The 21,802-nt window shown below is 70.3% G+C and carries 24 protein-coding genes, 1 tRNA gene and 1 pseudogene; 15 read left to right on the plus strand and 11 right to left on the minus strand.

The window, feature by feature from the left end:
- The first annotated feature begins 110 nt into the window (after positions 1-110).
- From ElP_RS29355 to ElP_RS29365, 3 genes are all read left to right on the plus strand, one after another.
- The gene (locus ElP_RS29355) at positions 111-884 is read left to right on the plus strand and encodes an SDR family NAD(P)-dependent oxidoreductase (RefSeq protein WP_197446474.1); all 774 of its coding nucleotides are present in this window, start codon (positions 111-113) and stop codon (positions 882-884) included.
- Positions 885-1,035: 151 nt separating this feature from the next.
- On the plus strand, positions 1,036-1,632 hold the full coding sequence (locus ElP_RS29360) for a DUF4149 domain-containing protein (protein ID WP_145276304.1): 597 nt from the start codon (positions 1,036-1,038) through the stop codon (positions 1,630-1,632).
- A gap of 152 nt (positions 1,633-1,784) precedes the next feature.
- A complete protein-coding gene (locus ElP_RS29365) occupies positions 1,785-2,858 on the plus strand; it encodes a DHH family phosphoesterase (RefSeq protein WP_145276306.1) in 1,074 nt (357 codons plus the stop codon).
- A 549-nt stretch (positions 2,859-3,407) separates the two neighbouring features.
- Here the strand turns inward: ElP_RS29365 and ElP_RS29370 are convergent.
- The 3 genes from ElP_RS29370 to ElP_RS29380 are packed head-to-tail and all read right to left on the minus strand — an operon-like array spanning position 3,408 to position 5,559.
- On the minus strand, positions 3,408-4,697 hold the full coding sequence (locus ElP_RS29370) for a hypothetical protein (protein ID WP_145276308.1): 1,290 nt from the start codon (positions 4,695-4,697) through the stop codon (positions 3,408-3,410).
- 15 nt (positions 4,698-4,712) lie between these two features.
- The gene (locus tag ElP_RS29375; RefSeq protein WP_145276310.1) at positions 4,713-4,928 is read right to left on the minus strand and encodes a hypothetical protein; all 216 of its coding nucleotides are present in this window, start codon (positions 4,926-4,928) and stop codon (positions 4,713-4,715) included.
- On the minus strand, positions 4,909-5,559 hold the full coding sequence (locus ElP_RS29380) for a hypothetical protein (protein WP_145276312.1): 651 nt from the start codon (positions 5,557-5,559) through the stop codon (positions 4,909-4,911). Before ElP_RS29380 ends, ElP_RS29375 begins: the two co-directional genes overlap by 20 nt.
- Before the next feature lie 524 nt (positions 5,560-6,083).
- Between ElP_RS29380 and ElP_RS29385 the strand changes: the two genes are divergently transcribed.
- Positions 6,084-7,130 carry a Gfo/Idh/MocA family protein gene (locus ElP_RS29385; RefSeq protein WP_145276314.1) on the plus strand — a complete coding sequence of 349 codons (1,047 nt, stop codon included), beginning with the start codon at positions 6,084-6,086 and terminating at the stop codon, positions 7,128-7,130.
- A 160-nt stretch (positions 7,131-7,290) separates the two neighbouring features.
- Positions 7,291-8,115 carry an acyl-ACP--UDP-N-acetylglucosamine O-acyltransferase gene (gene lpxA / locus ElP_RS29390; RefSeq protein WP_145276316.1) on the plus strand — a complete coding sequence of 275 codons (825 nt, stop codon included), beginning with the start codon at positions 7,291-7,293 and terminating at the stop codon, positions 8,113-8,115.
- Positions 8,116-8,241: 126 nt separating this feature from the next.
- Here lpxA and ElP_RS29395 read toward each other — a convergent pair whose 3' ends face one another.
- Complete coding sequence (locus ElP_RS29395; protein WP_145276318.1) at positions 8,242-8,592, minus strand: SHOCT domain-containing protein; 351 nt, start codon at positions 8,590-8,592, stop codon at positions 8,242-8,244.
- A gap of 210 nt (positions 8,593-8,802) precedes the next feature.
- Here ElP_RS29395 and ElP_RS29400 point away from each other — a divergent pair, with 210 nt between their 5' ends.
- From ElP_RS29400 to ElP_RS29425, 6 genes are all read left to right on the plus strand, one after another.
- Positions 8,803-9,369 (plus strand): hypothetical protein, encoded by a 567-nt coding sequence (locus tag ElP_RS29400; RefSeq protein WP_145276320.1) that lies wholly within the window; start codon positions 8,803-8,805, stop codon positions 9,367-9,369.
- Between the two features lie 141 nt (positions 9,370-9,510).
- On the plus strand, positions 9,511-10,011 hold the full coding sequence (locus ElP_RS29405; RefSeq protein ID WP_231749309.1) for an anti-sigma factor: 501 nt from the start codon (positions 9,511-9,513) through the stop codon (positions 10,009-10,011).
- A 17-nt stretch (positions 10,012-10,028) separates the two neighbouring features.
- Complete coding sequence (locus tag ElP_RS29410) at positions 10,029-11,111, plus strand: hypothetical protein (RefSeq protein WP_145276322.1); 1,083 nt, start codon at positions 10,029-10,031, stop codon at positions 11,109-11,111.
- Between the two features lie 43 nt (positions 11,112-11,154).
- Positions 11,155-12,300: a bifunctional diaminohydroxyphosphoribosylaminopyrimidine deaminase/5-amino-6-(5-phosphoribosylamino)uracil reductase RibD gene (gene ribD / locus ElP_RS29415; protein ID WP_231749310.1), complete on the plus strand. Its 1,146-nt coding sequence runs from the start codon at positions 11,155-11,157 to the stop codon at positions 12,298-12,300.
- Between the two features lie 94 nt (positions 12,301-12,394).
- Positions 12,395-13,084, plus strand: coding sequence for a redox-sensing transcriptional repressor Rex (locus ElP_RS29420; protein ID WP_145276324.1), 690 nt, complete (start codon positions 12,395-12,397; stop codon positions 13,082-13,084).
- A gap of 83 nt (positions 13,085-13,167) precedes the next feature.
- A tRNA-Gln gene (locus tag ElP_RS29425) sits at positions 13,168-13,239 on the plus strand.
- Between the two features lie 107 nt (positions 13,240-13,346).
- Here ElP_RS29425 and ElP_RS41425 read toward each other — a convergent pair.
- The 7 genes and pseudogenes from ElP_RS41425 to ElP_RS29455 form a co-directional block, all read right to left on the minus strand.
- A complete protein-coding gene (locus ElP_RS41425; RefSeq protein ID WP_390836107.1) occupies positions 13,347-13,817 on the minus strand; it encodes a GyrI-like domain-containing protein in 471 nt (156 codons plus the stop codon).
- Positions 13,818-13,823: 6 nt separating this feature from the next.
- Positions 13,824-14,228 (minus strand): annotated as a pseudogene (locus ElP_RS41430) (YciI family protein); the annotation flags it as partial.
- Between the two features lie 53 nt (positions 14,229-14,281).
- Positions 14,282-14,710 (minus strand): VOC family protein, encoded by a 429-nt coding sequence (locus tag ElP_RS29435; RefSeq protein WP_145276328.1) that lies wholly within the window; start codon positions 14,708-14,710, stop codon positions 14,282-14,284.
- A gap of 109 nt (positions 14,711-14,819) precedes the next feature.
- Entirely contained in the window at positions 14,820-15,665 is an 846-nt protein-coding gene (locus ElP_RS29440; protein ID WP_197446475.1) for a YciI family protein, read from the minus strand.
- Positions 15,662-16,135: a VOC family protein gene (locus ElP_RS29445; RefSeq protein ID WP_145276330.1), complete on the minus strand. Its 474-nt coding sequence runs from the start codon at positions 16,133-16,135 to the stop codon at positions 15,662-15,664. Before ElP_RS29445 ends, ElP_RS29440 begins: the two co-directional genes overlap by 4 nt.
- 163 nt (positions 16,136-16,298) lie before the next feature.
- Positions 16,299-17,543 (minus strand): RNA polymerase sigma factor, encoded by a 1,245-nt coding sequence (locus ElP_RS40815; RefSeq protein WP_145276331.1) that lies wholly within the window; start codon positions 17,541-17,543, stop codon positions 16,299-16,301.
- Positions 17,544-17,829: 286 nt separating this feature from the next.
- The gene (locus ElP_RS29455; protein ID WP_145276333.1) at positions 17,830-18,435 is read right to left on the minus strand and encodes a hypothetical protein; all 606 of its coding nucleotides are present in this window, start codon (positions 18,433-18,435) and stop codon (positions 17,830-17,832) included.
- Positions 18,436-18,625: 190 nt separating this feature from the next.
- Between ElP_RS29455 and ruvA the strand changes: the two genes are divergently transcribed.
- The 4 genes from ruvA to ElP_RS29475 all read left to right on the plus strand — a co-directional run bounded on the left by ruvA (position 18,626) and on the right by ElP_RS29475 (position 21,796).
- Entirely contained in the window at positions 18,626-19,294 is a 669-nt protein-coding gene (gene ruvA, locus ElP_RS29460; RefSeq protein WP_145276334.1) for a Holliday junction branch migration protein RuvA, read from the plus strand.
- A 10-nt stretch (positions 19,295-19,304) separates the two neighbouring features.
- On the plus strand, positions 19,305-19,544 hold the full coding sequence (locus tag ElP_RS29465) for a hypothetical protein (RefSeq protein WP_145276336.1): 240 nt from the start codon (positions 19,305-19,307) through the stop codon (positions 19,542-19,544).
- A 49-nt stretch (positions 19,545-19,593) separates the two neighbouring features.
- Entirely contained in the window at positions 19,594-20,691 is a 1,098-nt protein-coding gene (gene ruvB / locus ElP_RS29470; protein ID WP_145276338.1) for a Holliday junction branch migration DNA helicase RuvB, read from the plus strand.
- Between the two features lie 100 nt (positions 20,692-20,791).
- Positions 20,792-21,796, plus strand: coding sequence for a YihY/virulence factor BrkB family protein (locus ElP_RS29475; RefSeq protein WP_145276340.1), 1,005 nt, complete (start codon positions 20,792-20,794; stop codon positions 21,794-21,796).
- The last annotated feature ends 6 nt before the right edge of the window (positions 21,797-21,802 follow it).

The following is a 21,802-nucleotide window of genomic DNA, read 5'->3' on the forward strand; positions in this document are numbered from 1 at the left end:
CGCGAGGGCCGGCCGGCTTGACCGGCGCGGAGGCCGGCCTACAACGACATTCATCATCGACTCGACGCGATCAGGGAATGCAACCGGCGCCAGGCGGGGGGGGATCGACGATGGCCGAGCCGCAGACGGTCTTGATCACGGGGGGGACGGGGGGCATCGGCTCCGCCCTGGCGAGGATCCTGGTCGAGCGGGGGGATCGGGTCGTGCTGTTCGCCCGCCACGAGGGACCGCTCCGCGCCCTCGCCTCGGAGTTGGGGGGCGACGACCGGGCGATCGCGGTCTCGGGAGACGCGGGGCACCTCGCCGACCTGGAGCGGGCCTCCTCGGCGGCGGTCGAGCGGTTCGGCCGGCTCGACGGCTTGGCCCACTGCATCGGCTCGGTGGTGATCAAGCCGCTGCACCTGCTCAGCCCCGAGGAGTTCGACGAGGCGATCCGCATCAACCTCCGATCGGCCTTCAACGCCGTCAAGGCGGTGCTCGGGCCGATGAGGGCGCAGAACTCCGGCTCGGTCGTCCTCTTCAGCACGGTGGCCGTGCGGCAGGGGATCAACAACCACGAGGGGATCGCCGCCGCCAAGGCGGGGATCGAGGGCCTGGTCCGCTCGGCGGCCGTCTCCTACGCCCGGTCGAGCATCCGCTTCAACGCCGTCGCACCCGGCATGACCGAGACCGGGATGACCGAACCGTTGCTCAAGAACGACGCCTCGAGGAAGTTCAGCGCCTCCATCCACCCTCTCGGCCGGATCGGCCAGCCCTCCGAGCCCGCCGCGGTGGCCGCGTTCCTGCTCGGCCCGGGGGCCGGCTGGATCACCGGCCAGGTCTGGGGGGTGGACGGCGGCCTCGGCGCCGGGATTGCTCCCCCCCGAACCGCCACCGGGGACTGAGCCGGTCCTCCGTGGCAGGACGTCCGCAGCGGCGTACAGAATAGAGCTGTCATCAGGTCGGACGAGGCCGAGGCCCCGGTGCCCTCGGGCCGGGGCGGTCGACGCCCGGATCGATCGGCCGTCCGCCATCCCCAGATCCCGAGTCCCACCGATGGACGCCCGCATCCTGCTGATGGCCCTCGACGCCCTCTTCCTGCTCGGGATGACGGCCTGGCTCGGCGCGATCCTGTTTGTCTCGTTCGGGGTGGCGCCGATCATCTTCACGATCCTGGACCCCTCCCAGGCGGCTCGGTTCGTCCGGGCCCTGTTCCCGAGGTATTACGCCTGGGGGGCGACCTCCGCCACGATCGCCCTGGCGTCGTTCACCGGCGGGGTGCTGGTCCTGCCGGAATACCGGGGCACCTGGGCCCTGGCCCAGATCATGGTCCTGCTGGGAGGGATCCTGATCAACCTCCATTGCGGCAACGTGCTGACGCCCCGGATCAACGCCGCCCGGGACGCCGGTCCCGAGCAGGCCGATCGATTCGCCCGGCTCCACCGGAGGAGCGTCCGGCTCAACGGGCTGATGATGCTGGCCGGGGTCGCCCTGGTCGTCGCCCACGCCTCCCGCCCCGAGCCGACCGGCCCGGGAGTGACCGAGCCGACCCCCTCCGAGCGGGCCCTCAGGGGCGTCGAACGGTGGGAGGGTCGACACGGCGGCCCCCCGCGAGCCCCCGGCCCGTCGAACCCGATCGATCGGCCGAGGTGAAGCGTTCGGAGGGGAGGGCCGAGCCCGGCTCGGCCTGGTTTACCCCCGCTTCCTCGTCGTAGACTCGAAGGAGCCCGGGTCCCGGAGGGTCGGCCGCCGAGGACGGCCCCGGGGCCCGGAGACGCTCCCGACGTCCCGGGGACGATCCCGTGATGAAGGCCCGATCGAACAGTCATCCCGTCGCCGCCCGCCGCAGCCGATCCGATCGCTTCGTCGAGGCGCTCGACCCGTTCGACCGCGTCGTGCTCGCCTCCCACATCAACCCCGACCCCGACGCCCTCGCCTCGATGCTCGGCCTGCGGGCCGTGATCGAGCATCGCAGGCCCGAGGTCGACGTGACGCTGACGCTCGACGGCATGCTCGCCCGCGCCGAGAACCGGGCGATGGTCGAGCTGCTGGAGATCCCGCTGGTGCCCGTCGAGGACGCCCCCAGCGGCCCCGGCGTCGCCCTGGTCATGGTCGACTCCCAGCCCCACACCGGCAGGCGGGGGAGCGAGGAGGTCACGCCGGTCGCCGTGCTCGACCACCACCAGACCGGCGGCGAGCTGGACGGCGTCTCGTTCCTCGACATCCGACCCGACATGGGGGCGACCTCGACGATGGTGGCGGGCTACCTGCTGGAGCAGCAGGTCCCGCTCACCGAGCGGCTGGCCACCGCGCTGTTCTACGGCATCGAGTCGGAGAGCATCGGCTACCCCCGAGAGTCGGGCCCCGCCGACGACGGTGCCCTGGTCTGGCTCTTCCCCCGGGCCGACAAGGACCTGATGGCCCGGATCCGCAACCCCCGCCTCCCCGAGAGCTACTTCGAGACCGCCCAGCACGCCCTGGCGAACGCCTTCCTCTACGACGACCTGCTCGTCTGCTGGTGCGGCGAGGTCCCCCAGCCCGACATCATCGCCGAACTGGCCGACTTCTTCATCCGGTTCGACCGGGCCCATTGGGTCGTCGCCATCGGCCGATTCCGGGACCAGGTCCGGCTTTCCGCCCGCACCGACTCGCTCGGCGCCCGGAGCGGCGAGGTGCTCCGCGCCGTGGTCGACGGCCTCGGAACCGCCGGGGGCCACGACAAGCGTGCCGGGGGCTCCATCCCCTTGACCGACCCCCGCCCCGAGGCCATCGAGGAGCTCCTCCGCCTGCTCCGCCTCCGTCTCTTCGAGCAGCTCGGCGTCTCGGGGGTCCCGGGCCGACGCTTCCTCCCGGCCAGCCCGACCATCCGGGTCCCCTGAGGATTTCGGTCGTGGCCCTCCCTCCCACGCCCGATCCGGTCCTCGCCTCAGTCCCCGCCGAGGCGGGCAGACGTTTCCAGTCAACCAGGATGCAACCTCGAGACCACGGTTGCACGATCCCCCTCCTTCTCCTGCAACCGATTTCACGTGATCTCAGGCGACTCCTCCTGTACTCCTTGCGCCGCGAAAGTCCTGGCCACGTGTCGAGCCACTACCTTCTGGAATGCCGCTGCCGTTCCTCCCGTCGGATGCGAGACGCCCGCACTCTGCCCTTGCCCTGAATTGCCCACGCGGCACAATCGCGCCACGGCATCAGCGGCGGATCGAATTCACCGACGTGAACCGCCACCGTCGGATACGAAACCACTGATGCCGGCGCAAAGAATCGGGTCAAGACTACGCGAAAATGGTGGAAAACCGGTCACATCAGCCCGCAGATCTCAACAAATAGTTAATTTGTGTCGTAATGAAACAAGTCCGTCGAGCGGAGTTTGTCGGCTGAGCCAGGAATCGAGGCAGGTTGACCCATCTTCAGATCGTCGCCCGAGCTCATGACGCAGAGCAGGCGGCTTGGAACTCCGAATCGTTCTTCAAGCTGGATTCGAGTCGACCAGCGATGCCGCTAGCCCAGGCGGCCTGGACGAGCATCGAGATGTAATCGAGGAGGGCCTCATCTGGCTTAAGGGTCTTGAGCGCCTCAGCCATACGCTCGATGTCCGTCTCCTCTGCCCCGATGGCCCGGCCGTGCTCCTGAATGATGTTCAACTCACCCTGCCCTAGCAACTCGGTATCCGCGTAGAGGGATCGCAGATCTTTCGAACCTTTAGTCCTGACGAATTTCATCCCAAACTCGGCCAATGTCTCTGCTGCGGCCTCGCCGATTCGCGGATCCGAGGAAATCGACGCGACTAGTCTCTCTGCATCGATTGTCTGGCCGAAGGCAGGAACTATTGCCCCCAAGAACAACCGCATAAAAGCACGGTCCGACTTTGCACGCTCCGCCGCAGCGTTGAGTTCGGGTAGCTTGATCGTGCTCTGGAGCGAACGCAGCTTGTCTGCCGCTTTAGCGGCTGCGGCCTCGTACGGCGGTGGTGGGGCGTTGTCACGGACGGCGGCTTGGATGTCTTCCTTCCGCATCCGCATCAGGTTCGGGTTATTCGCCAGAGTAAGGTCGAACAGGTGTCGGGGAACCCACACATTGTTCGCATCTTCGTCCAGATCCTTGATGAGCCTAGTGACCTTCCGATCGGCTTCGGCCTTTCCGATCTCCTCAGGCCAGTCGGGAGTGTCGACTCGCGAAAAGAGGTTGCCGACAAGCCATCCTAGCTTGTTTCGGAAAGGCGAGCGAAGCCGTCCAACGCGGGCTGCCTTAATAATTCGGTAGTGCTCCTTGGAGCGGAGGGCGATGCTGACACGCAGAAGCGCGACCGACTCGACCGCGAGCTTCAGGTCACCATCCGGCTCAAGGTAGAACAGGCCTAAGGCCTGTTCGTTCTGGTTGATGATCCGGGTGACGAGTTCCTTGATCTCCCGACGACCATCGTCGTAATACACGCCAGGTATATTGGTGGCGCATGCATCTCCTAGGAATGTCGGCATCATCGACTCGAGTGAGCGGATCACGGCGAGGTTAATATACTTCGCCTTGCACTCGCCCCCTCGGACAACGAGGTCGCATGTTTGGGAGATGACGATAAATCCTAAATACTTGTCATCGCAAAAGTATTTGTGAATTGTGCCTAGCACCTTCAGCAGGCGCTCAGATCGCTGGATGATGTCGCCCTGGTAGAGGTCGCCGGTCGGCTTCTTCCTCTTCTCATACGTCCAATGGCTCGGCACGGTCTATTCGCGCTCTCAGAATGCGGTGTCCTTGTCGAATGTCTTCGGCTCGCGTGGGGCGTAGCGAAGATCGAGCGAGCCAGACTTAGCAGTGGTCACCACGGTCCGCACCTGCCCACTGGGAGGTGCGGTGGTGGCATGCATGTTGACCGAGAACCCGACCGCCTTCTCGTACTTGACGCCGGCCAAGGACTCGCAAGTCGTGAAGGCTTCACCTTTTTTTATCTTCATTGTTGATACTCCCGTCGGGAATTCCGAGGCACTTGTATAGGATGTCGTCGACCTGTTTACTTAAGGTTCCGGTGGTGATCGAGAACCACTCGATCAGATCCTTCGTTTCGTTCGATTCTCGGTGGAAATTGAGCAGAATGGAATAGTTCTGGTCCGCCTCCTGACTGACGACGATCCTGATCTCGCCCTTCTTCCACCGGACAGCCCGACTGACCGAGCGCGTAAGCACGAGCAATTCTAGGTCGGAGAACGCCTGATCGATCTCGTGCCCGACCGCTTCGGCCAGCGCCTCAAGCGGTTTCTCAGACTTGTACCTGAAATTGATGCCCGCGGCAGTTACCGGCGTCTCGGGGAGCGACTGGAGCGCCTTTTTGGCTATGCCCATCGCCTTCTTGATACCGGCGTTGGTGGAATACTCTGGGCTGATAATGAGCCGATCGCTTCCGGCGATGACGTTGATGTCCTCGTGCCGAACCTTGAAAGGGGCTAGAACATCGAGAGGAACGAAGACCTCCAACTGAGTGCCTGCGGGAAGCCCGAAGAGACGCTTCGATATCCCCGATGGTGTGAGGATGGCGCGGTTCCACGCCCCAAGAACGACCACGCTCCAATCGACCGGCGCGATGAGCATCGAACGCCACTTCCTCAATGAAGGCGGAAGAACCTCTCCGCAGATATTCTGTGAGGGCGGGGCACGGTTGACATCACCCACCCGACGGGGCCAAGCTATCTCGAATTCTGCCGAATGTCAAGCAATTGCAACGCTTTGCGGCGACAGACCATAACGCATCTCCCGGCTATGCCGAATCTCCATTCGAAGACGCATCGTTCGCTCCGCCGTTACTCCGCATCATATCGTAGGGGGCATGCCAACCGGGATCCAGTCGAGCACTGGGCATTGATCCAGCCTCGTGATCCACTCTGCCCTTGCCCTGATCCGGCCTTCGCGGCACAATCGCGCCACGTCATCAGCGGCGGGTAGCGGATCACCTGGGTGATCCATCTCCCGCCGGCTCCCGCCGGGTAGGTGTCGGGCACAAGGAAAGGCATCAAGAATTCGCGGAATGGGTGGAAGAACCGGCGTGTTACTCCGCAAACTTCGAATTATCAATTTCCGGTGACTCTTGTAACTCGCTTGCCCGCAAGGACTTGAAGATGGTCGGCATTGGGATTGTCGGGATTGGCTTCATGGGCATGATCCACTACCTGGCCGCCCGGAAGGTCCCGGGGGCGAAGGTGGCGGCGATCTGCAGCCGGGATCCGAGGAAGTTGGCCGGGGACTGGACCGGGATCCAGGGGAACTTCGGGCCCAAGGGGGAGCAGATGGACCTGACCGGCGTCGCCGGTCACGCCTCCTTCGACGCCCTGCTGGCGGACGACTCGGTCCAGCTCGTCGACCTCTGCGTGCCCAACGAGCAGCACGCGAGCCAGGCCATCAAGGCCCTGGAGGCCGGCAAGCACGTGCTGGTCGAGAAGCCGATCGCCCTCTCCACCGACGACGCCGACCGCATGGTGGCCGCTGCGAGGCGGGCGGGACGGCTACTGATGGTCGCCCACGTCCTGCCCTATTTCCCGGAGTTCGCCTTCGCCCGCCGGGCGATCGCCTCGGGCGAATACGGCACGCTCAAGGCGGCGCACTTCAAGCGGGTGATCTCGAAGCCCGACTGGTCCGGCGGCGTGGCCGACCTGCAATCCAACGGCGGCCCGGCGATCGACCTGCACATCCACGACACGCACTTCGTCGGCCTGGTCTGCGGGGTGCCGAAGGCCGTGCAGAGCCGGGGGGTGGTCGAGGACGGGGTGGTGCTCCACCTCGACACCCAGTACCTCTTCGACGGCCCCGAGCCCAGCGTCTCCGCCCTCTCCGGGGCGTTGAGCCAGGCGGGCCGGCCGTTCACCCACGGCTACGAGATCTACCTGGAGCGGGCCACCCTCGCCTTCGAGGCGGCCACCCTCGGCGAGAAATTCCACCTGGCGATGCCCGTCTCGGTCATCCTGCCCGACGGCTCGGTCGAGCACCCCGAGCTGGGCGGCGGCGACCCGATCGACGCCTTCGCCCGGGAGATCGGCGCGGCCGTCTCGGCGGTCGAGTCGGGCACGGAGGCGCCGGAACTCTCGGGGGAGCTGGCCAGGCAGGCCCTGGTCCTCTGCCACGCCGAGGTCGAGAGCGTGAAGTCGGGCACGTCGGTCTCGCTTTCCTGATCGGTTCGTTCCCAGATCGGTTGGTCGAAGGGCGGAGCTTCTCCCGATGAGGACCACACTCCTCGAGTGAAGAACCGGGAATCGCGGCGGCCGGACCGCCGATGATTCGCAGTGAAGGGCGACAGGACGTCGCCCGAGGCCGCAGCAGGAGGCACTGGCGATGCCGCTGACCCTCTCCGAATCGGACCTGATCCACCCGACCGCCGTCATCAGCGCCGAGGCCGAGCTGGCCCCCGACGTCCAGGTCGGGCCCTTCGCCATCGTCGAGGGGCCGGTCCGGGTCGGATCGGGCTGCGTGATCGAGGGGCACGCCTGCCTGTCCGGCCCGCTGGAGCTGGGGCGGGACAACTTCGTCGGCCACGGCGCCGTGCTCGGCAAGCCTCCCCAGCACCGCCTCGACCCCGGCGACGGCACCACCCTCGTCATCGGCGACGGCAACGTTATCCGCGAGTACGTGACGATCCACCGGGGCACCTCGGAGCGGGGTGAGACCCGGATCGGCCACCGCAACTACCTAATGATCAGCAGCCACGTCGGCCACGACGCGGTGATCGGCGACGGCTGCACGATCGTCAACGGCGCCGTGATCGGCGGCCACGCCGAGCTGCAGGACGGCTGCATCCTCTCGGCCCACGCGGCGGTGCAGCAGCGGGTCCGGATCGGCCGCCTGGCGATGATCGGCGGGCTCGGCTCGACGACCCGGGACGTGCCGCCGTTCGTCCTGCTGCAGGGCTACAACGCCGTCTCGGGGCTGAACCTCGTCGGCCTCCGACGCGCGGGGTTCTCGGTGGAGGCGATCAACGCCCTCCGGGACGCCTACCGGATCCTCTACAAGGAAGGCCGGACCCGGTCGACCGCCCTGGAGCGGATCGAGGCCGACCTCGGCCAGGTCGCCGAGGTGGCCGAATTCGCCTCGTTCATCCGGGAGAGCGTCCTCGGCATCAACCCCGCGCGGGACACCGATCGGCAGAACCGCACCTACTGACCCAGCCCCGGGGAGGGGGACGCCCGACCGGAGGTCCCGAGGGGGACTCGGACGGCCCAGGGTGTCCCGTCGACGACTCCTGCGGGCCTCCCGGCCTCGACCCGGGACGGGCGGTCGGGTGCGCGGTCACGCCGAATCCTCTTCGGCCGGATCGGCCCGGGGTGCCTGGTCGTCGAGATCGGGGGCGTCCGGGCCGGGCTCGGGGGGCGTCGGCGGCGAGGGCCGGGGGGGATCGGGGATCGGCCCCCGCTCGATCGAGGTCCGGATCTGCCGGTACTCGTCCGTGTCGATCTCGCCGGCCTCGTACGCCTCCCGGAACGACTCGGCCAGCTCCTCCCTCGGGTCGCCGGATCGGTCGTGGAGCCGCCGTCGATAGACGAGGATGATCTGCACGCCCACCGCCAGTACGGCCAACAACCCGGCCATCGCCAGCATCGTGGAGATCAGGTTCCGGGTCTCGGCTCCCAGCTCGGGCATCTCGTCACGGCCTCCGCGTCCCAGCTTCCCCGCCCGTCGCGACCGGCATCCCGGGACGACTCCCCCCCTTCCCCGGCGGGTCGGGGGTGGCTGGCCGGCGGCCCGGCGCCCGATATAATGGGACGATAGACGATAACGGGGATCCGGGGTCGGGGCGAGGCCCCTCCCCCGATCGCCCTCCCTTCCACCCATCCCGAGAGGTCGACCGCCATGACCGCCCTCCGCACCGGCATCGTCGTCGCCCTCGGGCTGCTGGCATTCTCGCCCTCGGCCCGGGCCCAGGTCCCGAACCTCCCGCCGGGGTTCGGCAACAATTCGTTCGACCCCTTCAGCGCCTACTACGGCTACTACATCCCGAGGAACCAGTCGATCGCCGCCCAGCGGGCCGGCGGCGCCACCGAGTCGATCAACCTCAACGCCCAGGCCCGGCAGGCCGAGGCCCAGGCCGCCACCCGGGCGGGGGCGCTCTACAATCTCGATAATCCCTACGAATTCGTCCCCCTGGAAAATCGCAACTTCGTCCGGCCGCCGACGGTCCTCCTCCCCGGCCAGCGTGCCGGCCCCGGGCCCTCTTCCTTCTACGGCCGGCCGCACGGCGCCTACAGCAACGCCCGGGTTGGCGGAGCCGCCAACGGCGGACGGCTCCCGCAATCCCGAGGAATCGGCGGCATGGGAGGTACGGGAGGCATGCGGGGCATGGGAGGTATGGGGAATTTCGGGAACATGGGGAGACCAAACGTGGGTGGCTTCGGCGGCTTCGGCGGCGGCTTCCGGTGAGTCGGAGGACGATGGGCGAAATCGTAGGGGCCGATCCAGGCTCGCCGCGGGCCGGCCGAGCCGCCCCCTCCGCCCCGGGGCCGATGACCGGGGGGCCGACGAGCGGGCGATCGGGGCGAGGTGGGGTCGGGGCGAGGCGGGATGATGGCGGCCGAACAGCTCCGACTCAATGCCGATGAACGGGCCGACCTGGTCGCCTACCTCGACGGCGAGCTGACCGGGGACCGGAGCCGGGCGATCGCCGAGAAGCTGACCCGGAGCGTCTCCGGGCGCCGGGAGGTCGAGGCCCTGGAGTCGACCTGGGGGCTGCTCGACCTGCTGCCCCGGCCCCGGGCCGGGGAGGAGTTCGCCGAGCGGACCCTCTCCCAGGTGATCGACGCCCCGACGAGCGAGGCCCGGCTCGTCGGCGCCGCCCGGGAGACGATCCGCAGGGTCCTCGCCCTGGCCGCGATCGCCGCCGTCGTCTCCCTGGGGGCGGCGGCCGGCTATGCCGCCGCCCGATGGCTCTGGCCCGACCCGACCGCCCGGCTGGCCCGGGATCTGACGATCGCCGAGCGGCTGGACGACTACCAGGCGGTCGGCGGCCTCGACTTCCTCCGCCGGCTTGACCAATCGCCCTTGTTCAAGGAGACGCCGGACTGACCGGCGCACGCCCCTCGATGCTCACCGGGTTCCGGTACCTCGGCCCCCTCCTCGTGACGGCCGCCTCGCTCCCCGTCGTGCTGGCCACCGTACCCCAGGGGCTCGACCGCCTGGCGTCGATGCCGACGGGGGTCCGCCTCGAGTTAACACGCCGGCTCGATCGCTTCGACCTGCTGCCCGACGACCGGCAGCGGCAGATCCGGGAGCTGGACGACGCCCTCAACCGCCTCGACCCCGACGAGCGACGCCGCCATCTCGACCTGATGCGACGCTTCGGCGCCTGGTATCGCGGGCTCGACGAGCGGGCCCGGGCGGAGCTGGACGCCGCCCCGGCCGCCGATCGGCTCCGGCTGGTCGAACGGATGCTCGCCCCGGCAGGCGTCCCGGAGTCCCCCGGCCTCGAGCCGGCCCTCTGGGTCCGGGCCGACGCCTTCAACCCGGTCCCGCTCTACGACGCCTCGGCGCTGCTCCGGGTCTGGGCGGGCCTGGACGCAGACGGTCGTCGCGCGGTCGACGCGGCCCGGTCCTTCGACGGGAAGCTGGAAACCCTCCGGGGACTCGGTCGGGCGGGCGGGATCGAGCCGGCCCCGGCCGTCCGGCGGGAGTTCGAGCGGATCCTCCAGGCCCAGCTCGGGCAGGGCCTGCGGAGGTTCCGGGAGCTGTTCGACGAACAGGACCGGCCCCCCCGGGCCCCGGTCGAGCCGGGAGGGGCGGTGGCCTGGCTGCTCGACGCCTTCGGCTCGACCCGATCGAGGCCGCCGGGCCCGGCCGCCTCCCGGCTGGCCTCGGCCCGGCTGGCGGCGCTCCGCCTGGCGGAGCTGGACTACCTGCGGGGGCTCCGGGGTCGCCCCGGTTCCGGCCCCCCGGCGGATCGGGCCGACCTCTCCTCGTTCGAGGCCCGGCTGCCCGACTGGTACCGGGGGACGCTCGACCTGCTCCCCCCCGAGGTCGCCCGGCTCAGGCTCCGGGGGCTCCGGGAACTCGCCCTCGGCGACCCGGAGCTTGAGCGGTGGCTCTCCTCGGCCCCCAGCCCGCCCGGCACCTCCCCCGCCTCGAACGCCCCCGGGGGCGGCCGACCCGCGCCCGGCACGGCGTTCTGACCCCGAGACCGAGCGACGAGACCCAGGAACGGGGGAGCCGGACGTGACCGAGCCGACGACCGCCGACCGGGCCGAGGAGGACCGCAGGTGGATGCTCCGGGCCTTGGCCGAGGCCGCCCGGGGCCGGGGCCTCGTCGAGCCCAACCCGATGGTCGGCGCGGTCGTCGTCCGGGACGGCACGAGGGTCGCCGTCGGCCACCACGCCCGGTTCGGCGGCCCCCACGCCGAGGTCGTCGCGCTCCGGGCCGCCGGGGAGGGCGCCCGGGGGGCCACCCTCTACGTCACGCTGGAGCCCTGCTGCCACGCCGGCAAGACGCCTCCCTGCACCGAGGCGGTGATCGCCTCCGGCGTCTCCCGGGTCGTCGCCGCGATGCGGGATCCCTTTCCCCTGGTCTCCGGGGGCGGCTTCTCCCGGCTCCGGGAGGCCGGGGTCGCCGTCGAGTCGGGCCTGGAGGGGCGCGAGGCCCGGATCCTGAACGCCCCGTACCTGAAGCGGCTGGCCACCTCCCGCCCGTTCGTGACGGCCAAGTGGGCGATGACCCTCGACGGCAAGGCCGCCTGCGCCTCCGGCGACAGCAAGTGGATCTCCGGCCCCCGATCCCGGGCGATCGTCCACGAACTCCGGGGCCGGATGGACGGCATCCTCGTCGGCATCGGCACCGCGATGGCCGACGACCCCGAGCTGACCGCCCGCCCGGGAGGCCCGAGGACCCCGGCCCGGGTCGTCCTCGACCCCGCCGCCCGGCTCCCGGTGGGCTCGAAGCTGGCGAGGACCGCCCGGGAGGTCCCCGTCTGGCTCGCCGTCTCCGGGCGCGCCCCGGCCGATCGGCTCGACGCGCTCCGGGGGCTCGGCGTCGAACCCCTCCCGTTCCCGGGAGACGGGCCGATCCCGATCCCCGGGCTGCTCGACGAGCTGGGCCGGCGGGGCCTGACCAACCTGCTCGTCGAGGGGGGGGGGCGGGTGCTCGGCGCCTTCCTCGACGCCGGCGAGGTCGACGCGGTCGAGGTCTTCGTCGCCCCGATCATCGAGGGGGGAGACCACCCCTTCGGCCCCGCCCGGGGGCTCGGCGTCCCCCGGATGGCCGAGGCCCTCCGGCTGGCCCGGCATGAGGTCCGGGTGGTCGACGGCGACGTTGCCCTGAGGGGACACCTCGCCCGCCCCTGGCTCGAACCGGCCGACGGCGCTTGACCGGCCCCCCGCCTTGCCGATAAAGTCGACGGGGGTCCACCGATAGGAGATCGATCGCCCGTCCGTCCCCAACGAACCAGGAGGGTCCGGTCCGGTGCGGGAGCCCCACCACGACACCTCGAGCCCCAAGCCGGCCCCCAAGGCGGTCGTCGGCCGCCTGAGCCTGTACCTCAGGCAGCTGGAGAGCTTCGGCCGGCAGGGCCGGGAGACCGTCTCCAGCAGCCAGCTCGGCCAGGCCCTGGGCCTCAACGACGCCCAGGTCCGCAAGGACCTCGCGTACTTCGGCCAGTTCGGCCAGCCGGGGCTGGGCTACCGGATCGACGACCTCGTCGTCGAGATCCGGGGCATCCTCGGGGTCGACCGGGACTGGCCGACCGCCCTGATCGGCCTGGGCAACCTCGGCCGGGCGCTGCTCGGCTACAAGGGGTTCCGCCTCCGACGCTTCCGGGTGGTCTCCCTGTTCGACAACGACCCGAGGAAGCAGGGCCACGCCTTCGACGGCCTCCCCGTCCGGCACACCGACGAGCTGCCCGCCGCCGTCGCCGACGAGGGCCTCCGCCTGGCGATGATCTGCGTCCCCGCCGACGCCGCCCAGCGCGTGGCCGACCAGGTCGTCTCCGCCGGCATCCGGGGCATCCTCAACTTCGCCCCCACCTCGCTGTTCGTCCCCCCCGAGGTCAGCGTCGTCGCCGTGGACCTCAGCGTCCAGCTCGAACACCTCGCCTACTCCGTCCACAACCTCCACGGCTCCGGGGCCACCGACGACGTCTCCGCCGCCGGCTAGCGCACGAGGCCGGCCCCGATCGAACCTTCCCGACCGCGCCGGTGCCTGCTATACTGGCGATCGAGCGAGGGGCGTCCCGCCATTACCCGGTGGTGAAATTGGTATCACAACAGGTTTTGGTCCTGTTTTTCCAGGTTCGAGTCCTGGCCGGGTAGCTCCGACACCGCCCCCCTCATCGCGGCCGACGGACCACGGACGAGGGCCCCCCGGGGTACACGATCCCCGGGGGGCCCGTCCCATTCCCGACCTGGGTCCCTGGCCCTCAGGCCTCCAGCGGGACCCAGACCTCGATGCCCCCCGTCCCCGACGCGGGGTCGAACGCGTTCGAGTAGCGTTCCAGGCACGGGGAATCGGCCGAGAGCCGGAGCCCGCACTCGGGGGCCCAACGGGACCAGATCGCGTCGATCGTGCCCGGGAGGCCCGAGACGTGGCCCGGGTGGGCGAAGACGGCATAGCGCCGGGCGTCGACCTTCAGCGCCCGGAACCCCTCCGGCAGCCCCTCCGCCGACGAGACGGCCACGCCGGCGAGGTAGTCGAAGGTACAGCCCGGGGCCGCGTTCCAGCAGGCGCCGAAGGAGTCGTCCCCCACCCTCCCGGGGATCTCCCCGAGGCGCGTGGCGAGCCGCTCCCACTGCCGGGGGATCCGCGCCCGGGTCTCCGCGTCATACGACTCGGCCAGCCCGGCGAGGAGCAGTTCGGGGGCCTCTTGGAAGGTCGGCGAGGTCAGCCCCAACGCCCGGGCCCTGGTGGCGGCCTCCTGCTCCCGGAGCTCCGGGGTGAACGCCTCCCCCAGGTCGTCGGCCTCGACGATCGGCCGGATCTCCAGGTCGGACTCCCCCGGCATCGGGTTCGGGCAGCGCCTCGCCCAGGAGATCGCCTCCTCCATCGAACCGACCTTCCAGATCCAGAACCCGGCAATCAGCTCCTTCGTCTCGGCGAACGGCCCGTCGATGACGGTGCGATCCGCCCCGGAGAAGCGCACCCGGGCCCCCTTCGAGCTGGGCTGCAATCCCTCGCCCGCGAGCATCACGCCCGCCTTGGCCAGCTCCTCGCAGTAGTCGCCCATCGCGGTCAGCAGCTCGGTGTCCGGCAGCTCGCCGGCCTCGGAACTCTTCGAGGCCCTGACGATGACCATGACTCGCATGACGTCCCCCCTCCGGGTCTCCCGGTTCGGTCCTCGGCCCGACTCCCGGGCGGTCAGTCCTCCGGATTCGCCATCATGACCATCCAGCCCACGCCGAAGCGGTCGGTGAGCATGCCGTAACAGGGGGACCAGAAGGTCTTGCACAGCGGCATCTGGACGCTCCCGCCGCCGGCCAACGCGTCGAAGGCCCGATGGGCGTCCTCCTCGGTCGGGACGGCCAGCGCCAGCCGGAAGCCGTCGAACCGGGAGGCGTCGTCGCAGCCGTCGGACATCATGATCGGGATGCCCCGGACCCGGATCGACGCGTGCATGACCTTCTTCTCGAACCCCTCCTGGAGCATCCCGGGCGGCGGGGGATCGGGGCTCTCGTCGAACCTCATGAGCATCTCGACCTCGGCGCCGAGCGTCTCCGTGTAGAAGGCGATGGCCTCCTCGCAACGGCCGCCGAGGAACAGGTACGGGGTGATGGTCGTCCGGGACATGAGTTCCCCCTCGGGACGGGTTGGTGGTCGTCGAGGGGGGGCGGCCCGATCGGCCGCCTCCGCCCCTCCCCTTCATGGTCGATCGGCCCCGGGTCGGATCGACACCGGCTCAGGAAATCGGGGCGGCCCCGCGGAGGGCGGAGAGGTCGAAGATCGGCCGGACCTCGACCGAGCCGAACCGGGCGCCCGGGTGCCGGGAGGCGACCTGGACGGCCTCGTCCCGGGACCGGGCCATGATGACGTAGTAGCCGCCGAGCACCTCGTTCGTCTCGGCGAAGGGGCCGTCGGTGACCTGCCTCAGTCCGTCCCGGACCCGGACGCTCGTGGCCAGCTCCGTCGGGTGCAGCGGCGAGGCGCTCACGTAGCGGCCGGCCTCGCTCAGCTCCCGGGCCAGGGCCGACGCCTCCGCCATGGCCGCCCGATGGGCCTCCTCCCCGGCCGACGTCCATGCCCCCTCGTCGTCGTAGCAGAGGAGCATGAACGGCCGGCCCGAGCCCGCCTCGGCCGGCCCTCCCGGCAGGGGACGGGACGGGGGCAGGCCGTCCAGCTCGAGGACCGGGCGGATCTCCACGGTCCCCTTCTTCGCCGGGGGCAGCCTCGACGCGACGGCGATCGCCTCGTCCAGGTCCTCCAGCTCCAGGATGTAGAACCCGCCGAGCTGCTCCGTCGTCTCGGCGAAGGGGCCGTCGGTGACCATCGCCCGGCCGTCCCGGACCCGGACCGTCGCGGCGGTCGCCGCCGGCTCCAGGGGGGACGAGTCGAGGTACTTGCCCCGGGCGGACAGCTCGTCGCCGATCCCCATCGACTCGACCATGCAGGCCTCCCGCTCTTCCTCGGTCCAGGAATCCTCGGCCCCGTAGATCAGCAGCATGTATTTCATCGCGTCTCCCCGGCCTGGTCCGCCCCGAAGATTGAAAATGTCCTCATGGGCGATCGTCGCCCCGTCGTCTGTCACGCGGCCTCCTCCTCGCCGTCGGCGGCGGCCCGGAGCCTGGCGATGTCGAGCTTGATCATCGACATGACGGCCCCCATCACCCGGGCCGCCCGGGCGGGGTCGCCGCCCTTGAGGAGGTCCGGCAGGACCGAAGGCACCACCTGCCAGGACAGGCCGTACCGGTCCTTGAGCCAGCCGCACTGGGACTCCGAACCCCCCTCGCAGAGCGTCTCCCAGAGCACGTCGAGCTCCTCCTGGGAGTCGCAGTTGATCGAGAGCGACACCGCCTCGTTGAAGGTGAAGTGCGGCCCGCCGTTGAGCGCCGTGAAGGTCGTCTCCCCCAGCCGGAACTCCACGACCAGGGGTGAGCCGTCCGGGCCCGGCGTGACGCCGAGGATTTCGGCGTCCTCGAAGAGCGAGACGTAGAAGCGGGCGGCCTCCTCGGCCTTGCCGTCGAACCAGAGACAGGGGATGACCTTCGGTCGGGACATGGGAACGTCCTCGGCATCGGGAATCGTCCGGGGGACGGGGGACGATCTCCCGATCGCCCCCCACGCTCGCCCCCTGGTCGATCGGGCCGGGCTCGGATCGACACCCCCCCCGGGATTCCCTCCCGGGGCCTCGACCGGGGGCGGGGCGGGGGGCCCTCGGCCGTCAGAGCTGCCCGATCCGCTCCCTCAGGAATCGGCGTTCCGGGCCCTGCCGGGCCAGGTCCAGCGCCCTCCCGTAGGCCTCCCGGGCCTCGTCGGCCCGGCCCAGCCGGCGGAGCAGGTCGGCCCGGGCCGCGTGGGCCAAGTGGTAGCCGTCCAGGTCGCCCCGGTCGAGGATCGCGTCGATCAGCGAGAGCCCCGCATCGGGCCCGTCCCTCATCGCCACGGCCACCGCCCGATTCAGCTCCACGACCGGCGAGGGGTTGATCGCCCGGAGGGCGTCGTAGAGCCCGACCACCTGCCTCCAGTCCGTCTCGCCGGGGGTCGCCGCCCCCGCGTGGACGGCGGCGATGGCCGCCTGGATGCCGTAGGGGCCGAACCCCCGGGTCCGGAGGGCCCGATCGACCAGCGCCGTCCCCTCCTCGATCAGCCGACGGTCCCAGAGCGACCGGTCCTGGTCCTCCAGGAGGATGAGGTCCCCCTCGGGGGTCGACCTCGCCAGGCGTCGGGACTCCTGGAGCAGCATCAGGGCGAGCAGCCCGATCGCCTCCGGGTCGGGCAGCAGCTCGACGACGAGCCTCCCCAGCCGGATCGCCTCCCCCGAGAGGTCGGCCCTCGTCACCGAATCCCCGGCCGAGGCGGAATACCCCTCATTGAAGACGAGGTAGACGACCGCCAGGACGGAGCCCAGCCGGTCGGGCAGCTCCTCGGCGTCCGGGATGGCGAACGGGATCCCGGCGTCCCGGATCTTGGATTTCCCCCGGACCAGGCGCTGGGCCATCGTCGCCGGGGGGACCAGGAACGCCGAGGCGATCTCCTCGGTCGTCAGGCCGCAGACCTCCCGGAGCGTCAGCGGGACCTGCACCTTGCGGTCGATCGCCGGGTGGCAGCAGGCGAAGATCAGCCGGAGGCGGTCGTCCTCGATCTCCTCGCCCGCCCTCGACGCGTTGGCCGCCGCGACCTCGGCCAGCCGGCCCGCCAGCCCCGGCCGGAGTTCGGCCAGGTGACTCCGGCGTCGGATGGCGTCGATCGCCTTGAACCGCCCGGCCGACACCAGCCAGGCCCTCGGGTTGCCCGGCACCCCCTCCCGGGGCCAGCGCTCGACGGCCGCCGTGAAGGCCTCGTGCAAGGCCTCCTCGGCCAGGTCGAAGTCCCGGACCAGCCGGACCAGCGAGGCGAAGACCCGGCGCGACTCGGCCCGATAGAGCCCGTCGACCAGCCCCCGGATGTCGGTCGATTCCCCGGTCACGTTGCCCCTCCTTCCCCGATCGGAAGGCCTCGATCACAGCCGCTCCCTCGGCCGGATCGGCCGGGGACCGAGAACAGGCCCCCGGCGGCGGACCCCTCCGCATCGGGGGCTCGCTCCGCGTGTCCTCGGCCGCCCCGGCGGCCGGCCCACCAGGCGTCTCGAGCGGATCCCGCGAGAGGGCGGCCCGCCGCCGATCGGCGATCGATCGATGGGTCGTTGTGCCCTGATTCCGTTTCCCTCGCCCGGGCCCCCGACGGATCGCCGCCCCGTCCCCCCGACGTCGCCCTCAGAACATCACCAGCAGAAAGAAGATCGGAAGCGGCGACGAGAGGCACCAGAGCCCGCAGACGGCCAGCCCGAGGCGGTCGATCCAGCACCCCGGGCACGCCCGACGCCGGGGGAGGAAGGCCGAGGCGGTCGCCCAGCCGGCGACGATCGCGAAGGACGAGGCGGGGAGGCTGACCAGCAGGGCCATGCCCAGCAGCCCCGGCAGCTCCGCCAGGACGTCGACGGTGCGATTCAGCAGCGGCCCGGCCAGGGTCGACCACCCGAGCAGGAGGACGATCGCCGAGGCAAAGCCCAGGACGATCCAGGAGCATCCCTGGACCCCGGGGGACCGCAACGCCCGACGCAGCGAGGGCCGGGGCCTCCGGAGCCGGATCGCCACCGTCGCCGCCGAGAGTCCCAGGAGAATCGGGGACGCCAGGATCAGCCACAACTCCATGCACGCGACGATCGCGTCCGAGAGGTCCCCGCTCTGGAGCTCCCTCGCGAAGTAATCCCAGCGGATCTCGGGGAAGATGGCACGGATGACCCCCAGCCCGACCGAGACGGACCCGACCAGGATCATCACGTCGAGCACCCCGAAAGGCCGGCAGCGTCCCGGAGCCATCGCGACCCCCTCGTGCGTCCCTCATCGCGTCGCCCGATCCTATCTCCGCTGCAGCGGGCTGGGAAGATCCGCCGATCCTGGGGAGAATGAGGGGAGAGGGCCTTGCCCGTCCCCCCGAGTTCGGGCATAGTAGTGTACAAACCATACGGTCGCAAGCCGAATCCTCGAAACGATCGGGCGGGCGAAACTCGTGATTACGCAGATCCGGGGCGTCTTGAAGTCGGTGGCGGAGGAATCCTTGATCCTCGGGGTCGAGCCGTTCTTCGACCTGGAGGTGCTGATCCCGGAGTACGCCCGTCGGCAGCTCCAGGCGAAGCTCGACGAGCCGGTGGTCCTGCACACGGTCTTCGACATCGAGGGGAACCAGATGTCGGGCCGGATGAAGCCCCGGCTGATCGGCTTCCTCTCGCCGGTCGACCGGGAGTTCTTCGAGGTCTTCTGCTCGGTCGACGGCGTCGGCGTCCGCAAGGCGCTCCGGGCGATGGTCCGGCCGGTCCGGGAGCTGGCGAGGATGATCCAGGACTCCGACCTCCGGACCCTGGCCACCTTCCCCGGCATCGGCGAGGCCACGGCCGAGCGGATCGTCGCCAAGCTGCGCCGCAAGGTGAGCAAGTTCGCCCTGATGGTCGGCCCCGGCGCCGACGACCGCTCGGCCGTGGGGGCCTCGGAGGCCAATGGCGAGCCGTCGAACGCCGAGCCGGACGTGATCCGGGACGCCTACCACGCGCTGCTCTCCGTCGGGCATTCCGAGGCGCAGGCGCGGCACCTGCTCGACCAGGCCCTCTCCGGCAAGAAGAAGTACAAGACCGTCGACGCGATGTTGATGGCCATCTACCAGAACGAGACGCCCGGCAAGTGAGGCCCGAGCCATGCAGATCCAGGCGATCCGATCGATGCTCTCCCGGCGGCCGTTCGTCCCCTTCGCCCTGCACCTGGCCGACGGCCGGGTGATCCCGATCCGGCACCCCGACATGCTGGTCATCTCCCCCAACGGGGCGACGGCCGAGACGTTCGTGAACTACGAGACGAGGGAGGTCATCCCCCTGGACCGGGTGGCCTCCCTGGACACCCCCGGCGCGGGATCCCCGGGGGGCGGGCCCCGCCCCTGACCCGATCCCGGCCGCGAATCCACCGCACCACCCTTCAGGAGGGGACCCGATGAGCGCGAGGGAGCCGATCATCACCGGGGGCGGCCCCCCCGGGGACGGGCCGGGCCGTCGAGACGTCCACGACGACCGCCCCCAGCGGCCCGCCGACGCGATGGACGAGAAGCTCCGCCCCCAGCGGCTGGCCGAGGTGATCGGCCAGCGGGCCGTGGCCGAGCGGCTCTCGATCGCCCTGGAGGCCAGCCGCAAGCGAGGGGAGCCGCTGCCGCACATCCTCTTCGACGGCCCCCCCGGCCTGGGCAAGACGACCTTCGCCACCGTCCTGCACAACGAACTGGGCGTGGAGCTGGCCATGACCAGCGGCCCCGCGCTGGCCAAGAACGCCGACATCCTGCCCTACCTGACCAACGCCTCGGCCGGGTCGATCCTATTCATCGACGAGATCCACCGGCTCCCCCGGGTCGTCGAGGAGTTCATCTACCCCGTCATGGAGGACTTCCGAGTCGACATCGTCCTGGGCGAGGGGATGAACGCCCGGACGGTGAACCTCCCCCTCAAGAAGTTCACCATCATCGGCGCCACCACCCGCAGCGGCATGCTCTCCGGCCCCCTCCGGGACCGCTTCCAGCTGCACGAACACCTGGAGTTCTACGAGGTCGAGGAGCTGGCCCGGATCGTCGCCATCAACGCCGGCAAGCTCCGGACGACCGTCACCGGGGACGCCGCCCAGGAGCTGGCCCGGCGCAGCCGGGGCACCCCCCGGCTCGCCAACTCCCGCCTCCGGTGGGTCCGGGACTACGCCGTCGCCCGGGCCGACGGCCACATCACCCGCCCCATCGCCGTCGACGCCCTGGACATGCAGGAGGTCGACGTCGAGGGGCTCGACCGCCAGGACCGCCGCTACATCGAGACCCTCATCCGGGTCTTCCGGGGGGGGCCGACCGGCGTCGAGGCGATGGCCGCCACCATGAACGTCGCCGTCGACACCCTCACCGACGAGGTCGAGCCCTACCTCCTCCGCCGCGAGTTCATCGTCCGGACCCCCCGGGGCCGACGGGCCACCGAGGCCGCCTACCTCCACCTCGGCCTGGAGGCCCCCGAGCCCGATCCTCCCTTCGACCTCCTCGACCAGCCCCGGCTGTTCGAGTGACCCCCGGCGGGGCGGCCCCCGCTCGGCGCCGGACTTGCGTCGCCCCTCCTGGAAACGCCCCCCTGCCCGGGGGGAGTCGCAAGTCCAGGAGGGGTTCGACGTGTCATTCCCGCCGATCCGATTGCGGTCCGCCTTCAACCTGGGGGGGCTCTCGCCGGTGCAGCTCGCCCGCAGGACCTGGTGCCGGGTGTCCGAGAATTCGCTGATGAGCCGGGCGGCGGCCGTCGCCTTCTACGCGATGCTCGCCCTGGTGCCGTTCCTGGCGCTGGTGCTCACCCTGACGGTCAAGGCGCTGCCGGACCTCACCGAGGCCACCGTCGGCCAGGGGGCCGACCTGGGCAACCAGGCGGTCTCGGAATTCGAGCGGACCCTGGAGCAGTCCTTCCCCCAGGAGGCGGTCGGGCTGATCAAGGACCAGATCGCCCAGATCCAGGAGGGGGGCCGGCTCGACCTGCTCTCCTTCGGCCTGCTGGTGACGATCTGGCTGGCCTCGGCCCTGTTCCTGGAGATCATCGACTCCCTCAACGCCGTGCACGGCGTCTCCGAGTCCCGGCCGATCTGGAGGCTCCGGATCCAGGCGATCTTCCTGACCCTGGTCCAGGCCACCATCCTCATCTCCGCGCTGGTGTCGATCGTCGCCTGGCCCCAGATCATCAGCGCGATCGGCCTGGGGACCGGCCCGGCCTTCATCGCCTCGGCGGTCCGATGGCTCCTGATCTTCCTGATGCTGCTGTCCAGCTTCGCCCTCACCTACTACTTCGCCCCCGACGCCGACACCCGATGGGAGTGGATCACCCCGGGCAGCCTCATCGGCTCGGCGGTCTTCGTCGTGGCGACCCTCGGCTTCCGCGTCTACGTCCAGAACTTCGCCGACTACAACGAGACTTACGGCACGCTCGGCGGCGTCATGGTCCTGATGTTCTGGTTCTGGATCTCGGCCCTCGTGCTGCTCGTCTCGGCCCAGGTGAACCGGGTCATCGAGGATGCCTCCCCCATCGGCAAGAAGACCGGCCAGAAGTCCGACCCCACTGACGGCCCCGACCTGGAGCACATCGACCCCGAGCCCGCCGAGGACTCCGAGGAACGCCGGCGGGCCCACCGCTGAGCCCGA

This window comes from Tautonia plasticadhaerens (assembly GCF_007752535.1).
In the GTDB taxonomy this organism is placed as follows: Bacteria; Planctomycetota; Planctomycetia; order Isosphaerales; family Isosphaeraceae; genus Tautonia; species Tautonia plasticadhaerens.